Source organism: Nodosilinea nodulosa PCC 7104 (assembly GCF_000309385.1).
In the GTDB taxonomy this organism is placed as follows: domain Bacteria; phylum Cyanobacteriota; class Cyanobacteriia; order Phormidesmidales; family Phormidesmidaceae; genus Nodosilinea; species Nodosilinea nodulosa.
Window position 1 is genome coordinate 5,697,919 of record NZ_JH976537.1, and the last position, 17,159, is coordinate 5,715,077.

Below are 17,159 nucleotides of genomic sequence, written 5' to 3' on the forward strand. Positions count from 1 at the left end.
GTTTGGAGTGATTTTGACCAACGGCCTTCAGCCTGAGTCAGCTCTGACAGTTCCAGGGCAGTCATTGTCTCTGGGAGTGAGTACCGTGGGCATTGTAACGCTGGATGAAGATGCAATTCTGGAATGTAGCAATTGGCTCAGCTTCCATCGCATTTGGGGACAGCTTCCAGCTGAGGCCCTGCAAGCCCTGGCCCAGTCCTTACATATCTTTCGGGTAGACCCCCAAACACTGATCTACCAGGAGGGTCAGCCTGCCACCGGGCTCTACTTACTCAAGTGGGGGGCGGTTGAGATTTATCGACTCTCCCCGATCGGCAAATCGCTGATTCGCCAGCGCAGCGCCGGGGATCTATTTGGCTATGTGTCGCTGATGGCCAACCCCGATCACGGTCGACATCAAACCCAGGCGATCGCGCTGACGGCCAGCGAGCTTTGGTTTTTGCCCCAGGCCCAGTTTCATCAGTTGTTGCAGCAGTATGCCGACATTGAGCATCTGTTCAACGCCCTGTTAGCCCAAGACCTCAACGCGTTTAGTGCCCGCATTGCCCAAGAGCAGTGCCGCATCCAGGGGCTGCGAGACTACATCCACGCGGTGCCTACCGGAGAACCGATTCTCGGCAGCAGTAAGTTTAGCCAAAAGCTGAAGGAAGCCGTTGACCAAGCTGCCACAACGCTCAAACCGGTGGTCTTGCAAGGGCCACCGGGCACCGGCAAAACCTTTCTAGCCGGGCTGATCCACAGCCTATCTGGCCTGGCCGACCAACCCTTTGTCGAGCTAGATTGCGCCAAACTCCCCCGCCTCGACGATGGCCGGTTAGATACCGACCTGCTGTTTGGCCGGGTTGGGGAGTCCCCAGGCCTGATTGAGCTCCTAGAACGAGGCACCTTACTGCTGAGCAATGTTCAGGTGTTGATGGGGGCGGGGGATGCTCCTGGGGAAAATCCTGCTTCTGCTCCGGGAACGCTATGGGAACGACTGATCCATTACCTACAAACCGGCAACCTCCTGCCTAACCCGAGTCGGGGGGACATCAACGCTGGGATAACCGCCCAGCCCCAGCCCATCCAATCCTGGGTGCGACTCATGCTGGCAGCCCCTGGCACAGTCGATCTACCGGAGGTCGAAACCCTTGCCATCAAGCTGTTTAGCCTGCCCCAGCGCAAGGCCGATATTCCAGACTTTGCCCGCCACTGGCTGGGTCGGTTTTGCCAGGAATACAATCGTTCCCTTCTCACCCTAGACCAGGCCGATTTGCGCCGCCTCATTAGCTACGACTACCCCGGCAACCTCACCGAACTGGCCGAAATTCTGCACCGAGCGGTGATCATGACCCCTGCCGGACAAACGGTGATTCCAGAGCAGGCTCTATGGTCAGTGCAGTCGGCCAAAAATGCCTTCCGAGTCGATCTACTCACCCAGGTGCCCTGGCTACGGCGAGTCTTGCTCAGCCGCTGGTACCCCGAAGGACTATGGATCGCGATGATGGCGGTGTTTGTGCCCGTCACCGTTGCCGGGTTCCTAGGGCCGCAAACCCGAGACAGCAGCGTTACGCTCAATTTCTTTTGGGCCTGGTGGTGGCCGGGTTATCTGCTGCTGTTTGCCTTTATTGGTCGTCTGTGGTGTGCCGTCTGCCCCTTCATGATCACGGCGGAAGGGCTGCGGCGGCTGTCGCTCTGGCTGTTTCCTCGCCAGCAGTTGTCCTGGCCGACTCGGTGGCTCAACCGCTGGGGAGCGTGGGTGCTCTTTGGCGGCTTTGTGGTGATTTATCTCTGGGAAAAGCTCTGGGATTTGCCCCACCACGCCTATCTCTCGGCCTGGCTGCTGTTAGCGATTACGGCAGGGGCGGTGATGTTTAGCCTGGTTTACGAACGCCGGCTGTGGTGTCGCTACCTCTGCCCCATCGGCGGCATGAACGGCATGTTTGCCAAGCTAGCCATGGTGGAGCTGCGGTCGACCCAACAGGTATGCGGCAGCCAGTGCAGCACTTTTGGCTGCTATAAGGGCAGTAGTGCAACCCCCGTCACCTTTGCCGATGCCCTGCCCACGGAAGGCCAAGCCACCGGAGGCTGCCCCCTCTATTCCCATCCGGCGCAGCTGCAAGACAACCGCGACTGCGTGCTGTGCATGACCTGCCTCAAGGCCTGTCCGCACCGCTCGGTGCAGCTCAATTTGCGCTTTCCCGCCTCAGATTTGCTGGACAATCATCAGGGCAATTGGGCCGAAGCGGCGCTGCTGCTGCTTTTGTTTGGTGGGGTATTGATGCACCACAGCCAGCAAATCTTAGGGTGGCTAGGGTTCAACGGTGTCGCCATGGATGCGGGCCACCTATTGACCAGTACGCCGATCGCCCTAGCCCTTCTGAGTATCCCGGCGGGGCTGACCTACCTCACCCATGGGATCGCTCGCCGCCTTGATCCCGAACAGCCGACCTATCTCACGGTCATCTATGCCTATCTGCCCTTTGTTCTAGCCGCCAATCTGGCCCATTACATCCCTGCCGCCATGACCGAAGCCGGGCAGATTCTCCCCGTTCTGGCTCGCACCTTGGGCTACAGCGGGGCCGGTTTGCCGACTCTCACATGGAGTAGCGATGTGGCGCAGTTTCTTCAGGGGGTTACCCTCCTGTCGGCCCTGGTTTTTAGCCCCTATCCGCTACTGCGCATTACCAAACGAACCTTGCTTAGCAATCTTCCCCATCTGATGCTGATGGTGGGGTTGGCCGGGTTCTTTTTCCAACTACTGATCAAAAGTTCTGGACTATGACGATTCATCGTGACATTACCGCAGCTGTCGGTCATACCCCCCTGGTCAAGTTGCAGCGACTGCCCCAGCAGTTTGGCTGTGTCGCTGAGCTGGTGTTGAAACTGGAGGGCATGAACCCAGCCAAGTCGGTAAAAGACCGGATTGCCATCAGCATGATCCTGGAGGCCGAAGCGGCTGGTTTAATTCAGCCGGGCGTCTCGACCATTGTAGAGGCCACGTCTGGAAATACGGGCATTGGGCTGGCGATGGTCTGTGCAGCCAAGGGCTACCGCCTGATGTTGACCATGCCCGCAAACATGAGCCGAGAACGGCAGCAAATTCTCCAAGCCTACGGAGCGGAGGTGATTTTAACCGCCGCAGAGGCTGACATGCTGGGGGCGATCGCCCATGCCAATCACCTCCTCACCACCCTGCCGAACGCTTTTTCGCCTCACCAGTTCAGCAACCCGGCCAATCCCAAAATTCACTACGAAACCACTGGCCCCGAAATCTGGCAAGATACCGATGGTCAACTGGCGGTTCTGGTGGTGGGTGTGGGCACCGGGGGAACCCTCACGGGAGCCGGTCGCTATCTAAAACAAAAAAATCCTCACCTCCAGATCGTGGCGGTTGAGCCGTTCAAGAGTGCAGTCCTGAGCGGGCAGCCTGCGGGGGAACACAATTTACAGGGCATTGGGGCTGGGTTTATTCCCGATGTCCTACGGGTCGATCTGATCGATGAAATTGCGACGGTTACCGAGCTCCAGGCCTATTCAATCGGGCGACAACTGGCCCAGCAAGAAGGCATCCTGAGCGGCATTTCTACCGGAGCTGCAGTCTATGCTGGTCTACAGGTCGGGCAGCGCCCCTGCTACCGCAACCAACGTATCGTGATCATCCAACCGAGTGGAGGGGAGCGCTACCTCAGCACGGCGCTGTGGCATGAGGTAAATCCTGACGATCCGTTAGCAGCGCAGCCTATAGCTCTGAGTCATTAGCCCTAATCTGTAGAAGCCATGCTGCCTGATGCGTACCCCTCCTGGCAGGTTCAAGACCGCTTTCTAGAACTCCACTCTCGCTGGATGACCCTGATCGGCGAGCACTGGCAAGACGCTCAGGGGCAACGCCTAGAGTATTGGCGCATTGAAAAAGCCGACTCAGTCATCGTCCTACCCATTCAGAAGGATACCCTGGTTCAGCCTCAGATTTTGCTACCCCCTGCTAGCTATCGGCCTGGTGTAGGAAGGGTGACGCTAGATTTCCCTGGGGGGCGGCGTCTGGAGGGGCAGAGGCCCGAAGAGGCTGCAATCTCAATTCTAAAACGAGAGTTAGGCGTTGAAGTCACCTCAATTACCCAGCTCATTGCTCTAAACCCCGAAGGCTGGGCCATTAACAGTTCCTTCTCCAATCAAAAACTCTATGGCTTTGTCGCTCACATTGAAGCAGGGCCCCCGCTGTCGCCGCCATTTACCGCTGCGACTTATCCTGCAGATTCAGCGGGCGTGCATCAATTACTCTGTGAACTTACCTGCTTGCAATGTCGCTCTGTTCTGTTGGAGTGGTACGCCCACCAAAGCGACCTGTCACCACAAGACAACTAAATGACAACTCGTGTATCTACCGGTTGGTAGGATTCTGCAAGTAGGGAGCCCCCTGAAAACTCCTATGAATCTAGCTTGCCTTGGATATTTATCCTTAGCTGCCTTTGTCAGTGACTAAACCTGAGGCTCTGGCAGTTTCAGCGTGCCAAATTTAGGTGACCAATATTCCCCTCGGCTTTGAAAAAAGGCCACCTCCTTGCACTTGCCACGGCGGTTCTCCAGGAGTGAGCACCGCAGCATGACTTTGTCTTGGCCGTCTTTGGTATAGGCATAGCGCTCTAGCAGGGCACCGCAGACGGGGCAGGGATGATCGGTAAACAGCTCTGAATTAGTAGCCTGTCGCTGGGCGTGGGGCAGTTCGTAGCGCTTGGCTTTGGCGTTCCAAAACATTACCGTACCGCAGGCCGCGCTCGAGCATTTGAGGAAGTGCTTGGCTTTCATCTTCTTGGAACGGGAGAGGACTTTGGTCATTGCCTCCCCGCAGGTAGGGCACTTGGTTTTGGTTGGTTGTCCGTTGGTGGGTTTTGCCTGATTGGCGGTTGATCGCTCAGCAGGCATTCCATCCGATGTCTGTGGCTGCTCGGCGAAGGTCGGGAGAGACAGGAGCTTGGACTTGGCCTCGGCGATCGCAGGCGCAAAGTATCCTCGATTCCAGCCAATCAGGTAGGCTTGCCACTCTTTTTCTCCCGTGGCGATCGTAAAACGTTGAGTCGGGTTAGTCCGATAAAAAAATACCCCGTGGGGCAATCGGTTGATCGCCCTAGCGGGGTATTGTACCTAGGAGTTGGTATCACATCACTCGATCGCGCTTTTTGCTCTGCCTCGGCAAAGACAAATTAGGCAAAGATAAACTGACTGGTATCAGCCGCATTCAGGCTGCTGGCCTGAACGCCGCTCAGCACAGCCAGGGTTTGGTTGCCGAAGTCGATTGAGGTATTGGCACCGATTTGGGTGAAGGCCAGGGTCGCGGCGCTGATGCCTAAGCTGCTTGCACCCTGGATGCCGATCACATCAGTACCCATCTCAAAGTCGAGGATACAGTTGGGTGCCGAAGGAAGTTCAGCATTGACAATCCAGAACTGGTCGGCACCCGACCCGCCAGAGAGCAGGTTGTCGCCTCCGCTACCCACAAAGAAGCGATCGCTGCCTTCACCGCCCAGAGCATAGCCGCTGGCTCCCAAAAAGAATGTATCATCTCCCCTGCCGCCGGAAATCCGATACTGCTCGGCATCGGTGGCATCTAGGGTATCGTTGCCGCTGACCCCAAAGGCACGATCGCCATTGGCCACAAAAATGCTATCATCGCCGCTGCCCAGGTTAATCCAGTTGTTGCCTGCCGCCGCTCCGGCGATCGCCGTGTCTACGGTGTCGTTGCCTGCGCCCGCATAGAGCAGGTTGCCCTGGCCAGTGAAGGCTGTGCCAGGGATAGCCACCAGGACATCGTCCCCAGCGGTGCCAACGGGAGCGAGTTGAGTGGGGATTGCACCCATGCTGGGCGGTTGGGGTACTTCTGCCGGAACGACTAACCCATCGGTACCACCGGCAAAGCCTGCCGCATCAAAGTAGGGAACGTTGCCGACCGTCTGCAGATTGAGGATAGTCTCCGCGCCATCGACCGGAGCGGAGACCAGGGTGGAAGCCGTGGAGGCAACACTATCAGGCCCATTTACCAGCGATTCTTCAATAACCCGCCCGGTGAGGGAACCGACCGCAGGTAGTTCCCAGCCCAGCAGGCTGGCCAGGGTCGGCGCGACATCCGCATTGCTGACCGGGGCCGTGTCGACGAAGCCAGTCTTAAAGTCAGGCCCGATTGCGGCCATGTTGTTAAAGGTATCGCCGCGGCCAAAGGAACCGTGCATCCCTTGCCCCTGCTGGAGCCCGGTGTCGGCAACCTGGACCTCAGCCTGGGGGTCGTTCGGATCGTTCGGGTTGGTGCTAAAGGTTTTGAAGTTGACGACAATCGAGGGCGTGGCTAGCTCTGCCGTGCCTTCTAAGCCAATGGTGCTGAGTTTCAGGGCACCGGGAACATCACCAAATTTGTCATCGGTAAAGATGCCGCTGATGTAGTCCTTCTGCGCTAAGAGCGAAACAATCTGCTTCACTAATGCGGGGTCATTGCTGGGCACGTAAAGCAGATCAGAGCCCCCGTTGGCGGCTACCACCACCTGGGTGCCTGGGTCAATCACACCATCGACCACCGTACCGCTACCGCCAATCACACCATTGCCATTGGCCGGGGTTTGCCCGGCGGTCGGATCCACTACAGCGTACTGAATATTGTTGATATTGCTGCTGTCAACCGGCGCTGTGGGTTTGCTGGGGTCATAAAGGGTCGAACCCAGATCGTGGGCCAAGTCGATGGCCACAAAGCCGGGGGGCAAAAATCCGGCATGAACCGTCGGCGTTTGATTGCCAGCGCTGTCGGTGGTGTAGTAGCTCAGGGTTGAGGAATAGCTGGTGGTGTTGGTGTAGGTCGGGTTGCCAGCGGCATCGAAGGTTACCCCCACCGCCTGCTTACTGATAGTTGAGAACCCGTGGTCGGCGGTGACAAAAATGTCCGTATTCTCGTACAGGCTGTGGCCAGGGTTTTGGGGGTCTGGGGTGGCCTTGAGGTAGTCAATAATCTGCTTCAGGTTGGCATCGGCGTTGGCAACGGCGGCCTTGGAGGTGGGGCCGTTGATGCCGATATCCAGGAAGTTATTGCCGGGGTCAGCGGCATTGAAGGCGTCGCCATTGTTGTGTTGGGTGCCGTCTGGGTCTCTGGACCAGTAGACGGTAGCGAACCCATTGGAGTTGCCGCTGGCGATATCGGCCACAAACTGAGGTAAAACCGCCTTGGTGGTGGCATCGGCAAAATACTGCTGCTGGGCCGTATTGGCGTTCAGCGTTCCAGCGGTGGTCAGGTTGCCTGAGGGCTGCACCCTGGCCGTGGGTACGACCGCTAAGCCGGCTGCCGTCAGGCGATCGGCAATATCTTGAGATAGAGGCACAGCGGCCTGTGAGCCGGTGGCGGCGCTGGTCGGTGGGGTGACGCCGTTGGTGCTGTCGTCGATGATCACCGTGTCAGGGGTGATATTGGCAGAGGCGAGGCCATCGGTGCGCTGAAGCTGGCTGACGTCTTGAATGGCCACGGGGCCAAGCTTGCCGATCGCGGCGGTCGAGTAGCCGTTGAGTCGGGCATAGGCCAGCAGCGATTCTTCGGTGAGAAAGTTATTGCTGCTAAAGGACGTGTCTGGGTCGGCCAAATTTGAATTGGCGTTGAGATCGGTCAGAATGGGGTCATTTTCAATGAAGGGCGTGACGCTACCGTTGGCGTTAGGTACTGGATAGCCCGTATAAACGGTGTTGCTGAAGTCGCCTGTGTCGCCTAGGTAATGGCCGGTGGCAATGGCTGAAGCATTAGGCGTCGTAAACGTCGGGAATAGAGAGTGGCTATTGGAGAAGTTAACGCCATCCTGCCGAATGCTGTAAAGCGTTGGGGCATCAGTAGGGTTGACCGAACCAGGGCGCAAACCATCAGCCACGAACACGACAATATTTCTGGCCATAAAAAATCCCAATTTTTGGATCAAAACTGCTGTAACGGAGAGCAGTCTTCCTGAAAGGAAAAATCGGAAAGACTGCGTTTCTTAGTGCTAATCACTTAACTTCCTGAAGCACTATATGGCACAACAAGCTTAGGGATTAGCGCGAATGAACAAGCTGAAAATTGAGAATTTTGGCCAATAAAAGCTCAGGTAAACTTGAGACTTCCTTGAGGGATAGTCCTTAGCTTTTGCCGAAAAATCTCATTTAACAAAAGGATTATGCACTAAAAACGATTGAATTTAGTTTGACAATCAATTAAATTTTAGGGGTAAATAGATTAAAGAGTGAATTAATTAAAATGCTCAGCTGAAAGTTTAAATTGGGTTAAATTCGCAAAAAAATAGGCCAAAAATAGGCCCAAGAAGACATACGCTTAAGAATTTATATTTGACTTAATAATAGCCAAACCAGACTCTAAAAAGTTGAGCCTAGGCTTGAGATTGATTAATCACTCCACTCGCCAAGCTATTTCTAGGAACGAATTTTACGCTGTTTGGATGACTTCAAAGAATATAAAATGGCTAAAATTCTCCATTATTTGGGTAACCGTGCGTCGCTCACAACCTCACTGATGGCGGCGATCCAAATTTGCGGTCATTTTCCTATGCGTAAGAGAGCAGCGGCGATCGCCTCGGCGTTATAAGAAAATTAAGCCCTGGCTGTGTCATTCTGATGTCAGACTTGTGTTAGTCGGGTAGCAGTAAGCCGGGCCGGGCTGAAATCTCTGGCTGAGGCCAAATCCGAACCGCATTAACCCGGTTCAGCAAAGACCGCGCCGTAGGGGCATTGGCGCAGCCATGCTCGCAGCATACGCCGTTTGCCCTATCCAATTAGGGGGCAGCTAAACGGGATTTGGTGCGAGACGTGGCGGCGGGTTGTCCTGGATTAATACCGTTTATGGCAAAGAATCCCAGTTTCTTCAAGAAACCGGGATTCTTTCCGCACAGACGCCTTCTGTCGCGCTATCGCTCGGTCAGTTTAGTCAGCAGGATGTCATGGCGCTCTAAAAAGGTCTTCATACCGTCGGCATCAAACCCCTTTTGGGCCATCAGCGCCGTGTCGTACACCTGGTTGCAGATCAGCTTGGCCAGATCGCCTGCCGTGGAACCACTGCCGACGGCACCAATGATCGTGCTCTGACTCAGGCCCAGCAGTTTTTGAATCAGCGGATAGGCCGTATCTACCATCAGCACGTAGTCTTCGGGAAACTGAAGCTCCTGCAAATGGTTGCAGTGCAACTACTCCAGCGCCATGGATTGTCCTCACTGCCAAAGCCTCCAAGTTGTGAAGAATAGGCGGGAATTGCTCTCCGCCGGTGTCCTGCTTCAGCAATATCGCTGCAACGACTGCGGCAAGCAATTTAATGAGCGGACGGGCACCCCAATGGCGCGCCTGAGAAACGTTTGAGCGCTCAAACGTTTCTCAGGTATCTGAATGACTTAACTGATTGACTATGGCTATAAAAGTTCTTGCGCGGTGCATTGCTTCGTGTTGGCAGAGCTTCCCCTTGGTGTTATGCACCCTACGAAATTCCTTGCCTTTAAACCTGACCAACACCTAGCCAAACTGGCCATTGACATAGTTGCGGGTGGCCTCTTGAGCAGGTTGATCAAAGATTTTTCGAGTAGGAGCAAACTCAACTAGATAGCCGCTGCGCTTGCCGTCTTCAGTGGCCTCAGCATTGAAAAAAGCCGTGTAGTCAGCCATTCGCGCTGCCTGCTGCATGTTGTGGGTGACGATAATAATGGTGTACTCTTCGGCCAGTTCGCGAATCAGCGACTCTATCTTGAGCGTCGAAAGCGGGTCGAGCGACGAGCAGGGTTCATCCATGAGTACCACATCGGGTTCGGTAGAAATGGCGCGGGCAATGCAGAGCCGCTGCTGCTGACCGCCCGACAGCGACAGGCCATTGGTTTTGAGCTTGTCTTTGACCTCCTCCCACAGGGCAGACCGCTTGAGCGAGCGTTCTACCAGTTCGTCCAGGTCGGTTGTGAGGCCGGTGGCGCGGGCCCCAAAGGCGATGTTGTCATAGATGGATTTAGGAAAGGGGTTGGGCTGCTGAAATACCATGCCAATGCGGCGGCGCACCTGCACGGCATCGACATCTTGATACAAATCCTGGCCGTAGTAAGTGACGCGCCCGTCGAGATGAAAGCTATCGATCAGGTCATTGAGGCGATTAAAGCAGCGAATCAGTGTACTTTTGCCGCAGCCCGAGGGGCCAATCAGGGCGGTAACTTTGCGCTCGGGAATGGCCATATTGACATTGCGCAGGGCCAAAAAGTCGCCGTAGTAGACGTTGAGCTGCTCGGTGGCGATCACTGTTTCAGTGTCTCGCAGCGCCGGTACATCGGTATGCTGGGCGGTATGTTCCATGGGTTCAACACTAGATACTGCGAGGGTCAACGGGTCGGTGAGGTGGTCCAAGCCGCAACTCGGCCAGGGTTTGACCTCAATAGATCTGCTTGCGGGTGGCCCAGCGGGAGAGAATGCTGGTGAGCATCACAATGCCCACCAAAATGAGGGCGGCGGCCCAGGCCAGCCGTTGCTGCCCCTCGTAGGGCACCCTGGCAAAGTTATAGACCAGCACCGAAAGCGATGCCGTGGGCTGAAGCAGGCTGTCAAGCCAGTACTGCGAGAACAGAGCGGTAAACAGCAGCGGGGCCGTTTCGCCTGCCGCACGGGCCACGGCCAGGGTGAGGCCGGTAGCGATCGCAGGCAAAGCCGCCGGCAGTACCACCCGTAGCACCGTCTGAAACTTCGATGCGCCCATGCCGATCGCCGCCCAGCGCACCTGCTTGGGCACAATTTGCAGCGACTCATCGGTAGTGCGCACAATGATGGGCAGCATCAAAACCCCCAGGGCAAAGCCGCCCGCCACCGCCGAGTAGGTGCCGGTGGTAATTACAAACAGCCCGTAGATAAACACCCCCATCAAAATCGAGGGCACGCCGCTGAGCACGTTGGTGGCAAAGCGAATCCAGCGGGGCACCTGGCCCTGACTAAACTCCGAAAGGTAGACAGCGGCCAGCACCCCAAAGGGCACGCTGACCAATGCGCCGATGCCCACCATGATCAGGGTGCCGATCAGGGCATTGGCAAACCCGCCCTGGTCTGGGGCCAAGGGCGGCGGTGGCAACTGCGTAAACGCCGCCCAGTTGAGGCGCGAAAAGCCGCGAAAAACCACATACGCCAGCACCAGTACCAGCGGAATCAGCGCCAGCAGGGTGAAAAAGCCCGCCACGCCGGTCCAAAAGAGGTCGAAGTAGCCGGGGCCGGAGGTTTGATCAGCGATCGCCCGGCGGGCGCGATCGGCACGGGTGCGGTAGTCAGTAGCTGTCATCGTCGTGCTCTCTGCTATCGTTTACGGCTGCGCTTCTGGTTGCGCTTACTTGTAGACATTGACCCGCTGCACGATCATTTCGGCCAGAATGTTGACCACCAGCGTGAGGCCAAACAGCACCAGCCCGGCGTACATCAGCGCTGCAATTTGCAGGTCGCCCGCCTCGGCAAACTGGTTGGCCAGCAGCGAGGCCACGGTGTTGGCTGGGGCCAAAATAGATATATTCAGGTCGTTCGAATTGCCAATCAGCATTGTGACCGCCATGGTTTCGCCCATGGCTCGCCCCAGGGCCAGCATGATGCCCCCCACAATCCCAGAAAACGCTGCCGGAATCAGCACCCGAAAGATTGCCGTCCAGCGGGTGGCGCCCATACCAAGGGCCGCCTGCCGCAGGGCCGGGGGTAGCGAAATTAGCGAGTCACGAGCAATGGCGGTGATAATTGGCAAAATCATCACGGTTAACACTAGGGCCGCAGGCAGCATGCCGGGGCCTAGGTAGGCGGTGCCAAACAGGGGAATCCAGCCCAGATTCTGGTGCAGCCAGTCCCCAATTGGCCCCAAAAACGGGATCAGCACAAAGATGCCCCAGATGCCGTACACCACGCTAGGAATCGCCGCCAGCATTTCCACCATGAAGCTGAGCACGGTGCGCACCGGGCGGGGCAAAAAGTCTTCGCTGAGAAACAGGGCGGTACCCACCCCAATCGGCACCGCCAGCAGCAGGGCGATAAACGAACTGACCAGGGTGCCATAGATCACCGGCAGGGCCCCGTAGGCGTCGTCTACTGGGTTCCAGGAGCTAGTCACTAAAAACTCCAGGCCGTAGCGGCGAATGGCGGGCATGGCATCGATCGCCACCTGTACGCCAATAAATACCAGCACTGCCGCCACCCCAAATGCCATCAGGCGCGTCAGCCAGGTAAAACTGCGATCGCTCCACTGACTGCGCTGCGATCGCGCTTCAATGGGCTTACCCTTGGGGCCTGAGGTTGAACTTGTCATGGAATTTTCACTTAATTACTGCCATTAATCTCGAACCAGGCCTGGCTCAAAACTTGCATCATTCTGGTAGCTTGGAACTGGTAGCTTGAAATAACAATTCAAAAAGACACCTTCATACTTGTCAAAGAAGGATTGCCTGGGGTTAACTGGTGTTTAAGATAATTGCAGCCGTGAGCGATATCTATCTTTTGGCATAAGTTTTTTGATTCAAGTAAAACGCTCAAAAGCCTTTGAAGCAAATCCTATCCGAGCTCTAATCGCTGGCTAAACGCTTTATAGCCTAGCTTTTAGCCCTTCCCATCGACAGATAAATAGATTCAAATTTTTCTTGCTTTTGACAAACGACCCAAGCCTTCGTCGAGGCTAACGTTACTGTGGGTGAATTGGCTCTGGCACATAGAATTTTCTCCTGCAAATCAAGATTTTAGTTCATTTTTGCTTCTGTTCACCAGAGTCTAATTCGGAAAAACTCAGGCTAGGGCCGTGATTGCTAGTAAGTCAAATCCAGCTAGAAACGCATCACTTTATCAAATGACAAAGCGTCCCTTTAAAGCTTAGACTAGGTCTGTTCATCAGCTATGGTCGCATCTTGGGTGGGCACTGGTCTGTTAATCGATGAGAGCTAGAATACTGGCAGTGCAACGAGATCACGCAATGGATTGTCCTCACTGTCAGAGCCAACAGGTTAGCAAAAATGGGCGAGAGCCCCGTTCCGACGGTACTCTCATGCAGCGGTATCGCTGTCGAGAGTGTGGCAAACAATTCAATGAACGGACCGGCACCCCAATGGCTCGATTACGAGCATCCAGCGCAGTCGTGGTTTTTGCTCTCAATGTCCGCAGCGAAGGGATGGGAGTGCGAGCGACGGCACGGTCCTTTGGGAAGTCCCACTCCACGCTTCTGCGCTGGGAACAACGTCTCGCCGATACGGTGGGCTCTTGGTCACCGCCTGCGCCTGAGGGTCGTGAGGTCACGCTAGAAGGTGACGAAGTGTACACTCGTGTCGGCGAGAACCTTCCCCCCCGCCAGTTCTGAAGGATGGACGATTCACGTTATTGAACGTACCAGTCGCTATTGGGTCGCTGCTCAGGCTGGGCTTAAGGATGCCACCCTATTTCAACAAGGCACCCAACCCGCTTGGCGGTGGGCTCAAGCCTGCCCTTATATTCGGTGGTTCACCGACGGCGAGCGGCGCTATGGCTAAGCATTATGGGACCTAGCCAGTGTCTATCTGGCGCTCCGCGATTACCCAAGCGGCTACCGCACCCGAAAAGTCTGGCGAGAAGGCTTGGAAGTGGCGATGAAAATCAAGGGGTCTCAAGGTCAGCGGCGCGTGGTCTGGGTCAAGACGGAGCATCCCTTTACGGCCATTAGTCCCATGGTAGAGGTGCATGCCAATCATAATGAGGCTCAAAATGCCGCTCTGAGGCGACGGTGCAGCGCCTACCGTCGGCGTCAGAACTTGTACGCCAAAACACGGGCGGCATTGCAACGAGCCTTAGATGCTCAGCGGATCATTCACAGCTGGGTAAGACCGCATTGGGGGTTAAGGAAACGCACCACTCCGGCCATGGCGATAGGCCTCTGCTTTAGACCCTTATCAACTCAGGAAATCCTTTGCATGAGAGTGTTTCGATGCATCTCCTCTTAACAGACCTGTGCCCGCGATATCGACTTATGTCAAGTCCGCTTAATCGACCACACTATGGACTCAGCACAGGCGGGTCTTAGCGGCCTACAATTCTTAGGTTAATTGACCGGACTTGATGTTAGGTTCGTGTAGTTGACCTTACCTCAAATCACGAAAATGGTGGTCATCAACGTCAGCAGGAACTGGCGCTGCGGTTTGCTAAAGGGCCTACTGTCGTCAGCAGACCCACTACTATGCTGTTGAGGCTATCCATCCGTGCATCGTGTTTTACTTGCACCTGCACTCTATGCGGTGGATAGCTTTTCTCCAACCCATCCCCAAAAACTGTCCGGAGTATTACTATATCAAGGCTGCTTAATAGCCCACACTATGGATTCAGGCTCTACAAGGGTTGACAGGTCATCATTCTTAGGTTGTTTGGCCGGACTTGATATTAGGGGTTAGCGTCGTGCGATTGCAGAGTCTTGAACTTAAAAGATGCTACAACATCCTTTCATTGGTTAACCCTTTTCACCCGAATCAATACCCATCCGGTGCTCCAGGCGCTGGAGCTTGATCTGCGACCAGGTCACCCGTTGCTTGATGAACTCGACTTCGTTGAACTGCCAGAGGCTGATGGCTACCAGCGCGATCGCCAGCCCGCCCATTGCGCCCGCCCTAAAGCTCCACCTCGGGAGGCTTTTTGACAGGCTCAGGTTGGGCGGCTGGAGCCTGGAATCCCCAGTTGATAAGCTCTTTAGCGTTGTCTCTAAGGCTTGGGTAGTCTGCTGAATAGTTGTCGTAGCCTGCTTGATCTGAGCTAGCTCCGTCCCAATCGGGGTGTCGGGTGCCCATCTGCTCAAGGACGAGAGCGCTGTCTCGATGTGCTGCTGCAAGCCCAGCAGTTGCCCGTCGAATCCGTTCAAGTAGTGAATGAGCTTGCTGTAGTGCTGGGCTGAGCGCTGTTGTTCCTCCACCTGCTGGCTCAGCAGTTCCAGCAGCTGTAAATTCGTCTGGGTCCATTGCTCTACTTTCTCCTCTAAACGGGCATTGCCTCGGGCGACGAGTACCAGTGGGTCGGATGGGTCAATGCCCATCTGCGCGGCTAGATGCATCAGGGCATCACTGGCCTTATCGAGTTTTGACGGGTGGTGTTTTTGGGGCTGGTTTTGGGGTTGCGGCATCGGTAAGGTGTCCTGTGGATTCAAAGGCGGTGTAGGCCTCCTTGAGGAAGCGCTTGACCTTGGTGCGACTCATGGAAGGTAAGTCAGCAGCGGCTCTGGCCTGGGCAAACGTCCAGTTCTTTTTCTGCACCAGGTTAGTTTCCTGCCAGGGCAGCCGGGGAAAGTCGATGACCTGCACCTTGTGGCGCTTCATCAGCTTGTTGAGATCACTCAGCGCAGACAGTTCACTCCAGTCATCGCTAACCCCCCAGTTCTTCACCAGAACGTGGGGGAAATTGGCCCCGTGGCGCTCCAGGGCGATTTGGAACAGATTGAGGGATTCAAATGTGCCGCTGGTGACGAACCAGCGCACAAAGCTGACTCCGTTTTCGGCGGCGTCAAAGCAGGCCATATCGAGCCAGGTATTTAGGGGCTGGCCCACTTGAGACGGCAGCGAGATAATCAGCGGTTGTTTCACCGCCAGGTCACGGAGCTGATCGGCTTGGGTTTGGCGTTCGTCGTCGCTGAAGATGGCGAACTGGAAGGTCAGCTCCCCGTAGCGATTGGCGACATCGGGGTTATAGCGGTCTGCTTCGACGGGGATGAAATCAATGCTGCGATCGAGGAAGTATTGGATCAGGGTGCTGGAGACAAAGCTTTTGCCAACACCGCCCTTATCGCCATCGACGAGATGGATACAGGCCATTTACGGTCTCCTTAAGTTGAATGAGGACTGAATTTTGGATTGAGGTTTGCGTTGGGATTTCTCAGGGGTTTCCTGAGGATTAGCTGGAAGGCTATCGCTAGAGTTTGGGGTTAGCTTGCCAGATCTTTTCTCAGGAATCGGGCTAGGATTCTCGATGAATTCAGAAGAGTTTAAGTTAGGCTCTTCGCCAGAGTTTTCGGGGATATCCAAAGACTCTAACTCTGGATTAATTCCCTGACTATTAAGCTCTTGACCCTCAACTGGATTAGGCTTCTTCTCTGGCTTTATTGGTTTAGGTTTTGGTTTATTAGTCTTCTCCTTATTGGCTGATTTGTCCGTTAGCTCAAAATAGTATTGCCGAACGCTAGCGGCACTAATGTCGAGTTCTCCGCCCGTGGCGTCTTGAAGCATTAGAGCAATCTTTTCCCAACTCACCTTGTAGCGCCTGGCTTTGCTGATAGGCTTCAGCGACTTTTTGACCATTTCCTTCAAGGTGAAATCGTCTTGCCAACTGGCATCGACTGAACTGAGACGCTCATGGAAGGGGAGCATCCCACTTTCGCGAAAACAGTGTCAGGGGGAGAATAGAGGGGTAGCTCAGGGACGACTCACCATGACCCCCGAAGACCAAAAGCGATTGGAAGCTTGTACAGCAGAGATTGCCGAGATTTTGTACCGCAATAGCAACCGAGACAGGCTCGATAGTCTGGAAAGCATTGAGCAAACCGTGCGACAGCAGATGCTGGAGGAGGTCAGCCCTCGAGTCGCCGTTTTTTTGTCAACCAGCAAGCCTACCCGGCCCGAGGCCGGGTTCGCCGACTGAAGAGTTTGGTGGGTTTCCTCCAGATTCGTCAAAGCCAGGCAGAACAGTTAGGCGTAAAGGCTTACAGCCGTCTCAGTGGTGGCCTAGAGAAAGCCAACTTACGCTTAAGTGCTAACGAATCGTTTCAAGGTGCAGAGGATGACATCGCGGCCCTGACCGGGATGAAGGTCGGGCACTCGACCCAACAACGCCTGGTGGGGCGTCAGTCGTTCGAGTCTGCCGAGGCCAAACAAGGCGTCAGTGAGGTCAGCATTGATGGCGGCAAAGTCCGTCTGCGTGACCTGGTGGAGTCCACCAGCCCGTGGCGAGACTACAAAGCGGTGCGGGTGCAAGGGATCTACTACAACGCCTTCTTCCAGGACAATGAGAGCTTGATTGACTATCTCAGCGCTCAGCGATTGCTCTCCCGCTGGTCTGTCTGGGCGATGGTCACGCTGGGGTGTGGAATTTGTTTAGTCAACTCACCACCGTTGAGACCCGTTGGGAAATCCTCGATTGGTATCACCCCAAAGAAAACCTCTACAAAGTCGGTGGGTCGCTCAAGCGCTTAGCGGCGGCGG

14 protein-coding genes and 2 pseudogenes are annotated in these 17,159 nt (G+C 55.5%); 7 read left to right on the forward strand and 9 right to left on the reverse strand.

All coding sequences use genetic code 11. From position 1 onward, the window contains the following. Positions 1 to 76 precede the first annotated feature (76 nt). The 3 genes from LEPTO7104_RS0126445 to LEPTO7104_RS0126455 are packed head-to-tail and all read left to right on the forward strand — an operon-like array spanning position 77 to position 4,344. Complete coding sequence (locus LEPTO7104_RS0126445; protein WP_017301603.1) at positions 77 to 2,764, forward strand: cyclic nucleotide-binding domain-containing protein; 2,688 nt, start codon at positions 77 to 79, stop codon at positions 2,762 to 2,764. After that, on the forward strand, positions 2,761 to 3,741 hold the full coding sequence (cysK, locus tag LEPTO7104_RS35460; RefSeq protein ID WP_017301604.1) for a cysteine synthase A: 981 nt from the start codon (positions 2,761 to 2,763) through the stop codon (positions 3,739 to 3,741). The genes LEPTO7104_RS0126445 and cysK overlap by 4 nt, the downstream gene beginning before the upstream one ends. A gap of 18 nt (positions 3,742 to 3,759) precedes the next feature. Continuing rightward, on the forward strand, positions 3,760 to 4,344 hold the full coding sequence (locus LEPTO7104_RS0126455) for an NUDIX hydrolase (protein WP_017301605.1): 585 nt from the start codon (positions 3,760 to 3,762) through the stop codon (positions 4,342 to 4,344). 114 nt (positions 4,345 to 4,458) lie between these two features. Here LEPTO7104_RS0126455 and LEPTO7104_RS0126460 read toward each other — a convergent pair whose 3' ends face one another. The 3 genes from LEPTO7104_RS0126460 to LEPTO7104_RS0126470 all read right to left on the reverse strand — a co-directional run bounded on the left by LEPTO7104_RS0126460 (position 4,459) and on the right by LEPTO7104_RS0126470 (position 9,170). After that, complete coding sequence (locus tag LEPTO7104_RS0126460) at positions 4,459 to 5,091, reverse strand: hypothetical protein (RefSeq protein WP_017301606.1); 633 nt, start codon at positions 5,089 to 5,091, stop codon at positions 4,459 to 4,461. A gap of 89 nt (positions 5,092 to 5,180) precedes the next feature. Further along, entirely contained in the window at positions 5,181 to 7,892 is a 2,712-nt protein-coding gene (locus tag LEPTO7104_RS0126465; RefSeq protein ID WP_155523793.1) for an alkaline phosphatase family protein, read from the reverse strand. Between the two features lie 1,002 nt (positions 7,893 to 8,894). Beyond that, a complete protein-coding gene (locus LEPTO7104_RS0126470) occupies positions 8,895 to 9,170 on the reverse strand; it encodes a hypothetical protein (RefSeq protein WP_017301608.1) in 276 nt (91 codons plus the stop codon). A 13-nt stretch (positions 9,171 to 9,183) separates the two neighbouring features. Between LEPTO7104_RS0126470 and LEPTO7104_RS41850 the strand changes: the two are divergent. Then, positions 9,184 to 9,330 (forward strand): annotated as a pseudogene (locus LEPTO7104_RS41850) (transposase); the annotation flags it as partial. Positions 9,331 to 9,489: 159 nt separating this feature from the next. Here LEPTO7104_RS41850 and pstB read toward each other — a convergent pair. The 3 genes from pstB to pstC all read right to left on the reverse strand — a co-directional run bounded on the left by pstB (position 9,490) and on the right by pstC (position 12,277). Continuing rightward, on the reverse strand, positions 9,490 to 10,308 hold the full coding sequence (gene pstB / locus LEPTO7104_RS0126475; RefSeq protein WP_017301609.1) for a phosphate ABC transporter ATP-binding protein PstB: 819 nt from the start codon (positions 10,306 to 10,308) through the stop codon (positions 9,490 to 9,492). 76 nt (positions 10,309 to 10,384) lie between these two features. Continuing rightward, positions 10,385 to 11,275 carry a phosphate ABC transporter permease PstA gene (gene pstA / locus LEPTO7104_RS0126480; RefSeq protein ID WP_017301610.1) on the reverse strand — a complete coding sequence of 297 codons (891 nt, stop codon included), beginning with the start codon at positions 11,273 to 11,275 and terminating at the stop codon, positions 10,385 to 10,387. A gap of 45 nt (positions 11,276 to 11,320) precedes the next feature. Further along, a complete protein-coding gene (pstC, locus tag LEPTO7104_RS0126485) occupies positions 11,321 to 12,277 on the reverse strand; it encodes a phosphate ABC transporter permease subunit PstC (protein ID WP_017301611.1) in 957 nt (318 codons plus the stop codon). Between the two features lie 654 nt (positions 12,278 to 12,931). On the opposite strand from pstC, the pseudogene LEPTO7104_RS39500 reads away from it, so the two are divergent. Further along, positions 12,932 to 13,928 (forward strand): annotated as a pseudogene (locus tag LEPTO7104_RS39500) (transposase). Positions 13,929 to 14,428: 500 nt separating this feature from the next. On the opposite strand, the gene LEPTO7104_RS0126495 reads toward LEPTO7104_RS39500, so the two are convergent. Genes LEPTO7104_RS0126495 through LEPTO7104_RS0126505 form a run of 3 tightly spaced genes read right to left on the reverse strand, consistent with a single transcriptional unit; the run spans position 14,429 to position 16,328 of the window. Next, entirely contained in the window at positions 14,429 to 15,091 is a 663-nt protein-coding gene (locus tag LEPTO7104_RS0126495) for a hypothetical protein (protein WP_225887052.1), read from the reverse strand. Further along, positions 15,039 to 15,776, reverse strand: a complete 738-nt coding sequence (locus LEPTO7104_RS35465) for a P-loop NTPase family protein (RefSeq protein WP_017301614.1) — start codon at positions 15,774 to 15,776, stop codon at positions 15,039 to 15,041. The genes LEPTO7104_RS0126495 and LEPTO7104_RS35465 overlap by 53 nt, the downstream gene beginning before the upstream one ends. Beyond that, entirely contained in the window at positions 15,777 to 16,328 is a 552-nt protein-coding gene (locus LEPTO7104_RS0126505; RefSeq protein ID WP_017301615.1) for a hypothetical protein, read from the reverse strand. It lies immediately after the preceding gene. A gap of 61 nt (positions 16,329 to 16,389) precedes the next feature. Here LEPTO7104_RS0126505 and LEPTO7104_RS0126510 point away from each other — a divergent pair, with 61 nt between their 5' ends. Continuing rightward, positions 16,390 to 16,599 carry a hypothetical protein gene (locus tag LEPTO7104_RS0126510; RefSeq protein ID WP_017298910.1) on the forward strand — a complete coding sequence of 70 codons (210 nt, stop codon included), beginning with the start codon at positions 16,390 to 16,392 and terminating at the stop codon, positions 16,597 to 16,599. A gap of 8 nt (positions 16,600 to 16,607) precedes the next feature. Further along, complete coding sequence (locus LEPTO7104_RS35470) at positions 16,608 to 17,150, forward strand: hypothetical protein (protein ID WP_155523794.1); 543 nt, start codon at positions 16,608 to 16,610, stop codon at positions 17,148 to 17,150. Positions 17,151 to 17,159: the final 9 nt, after the last annotated feature.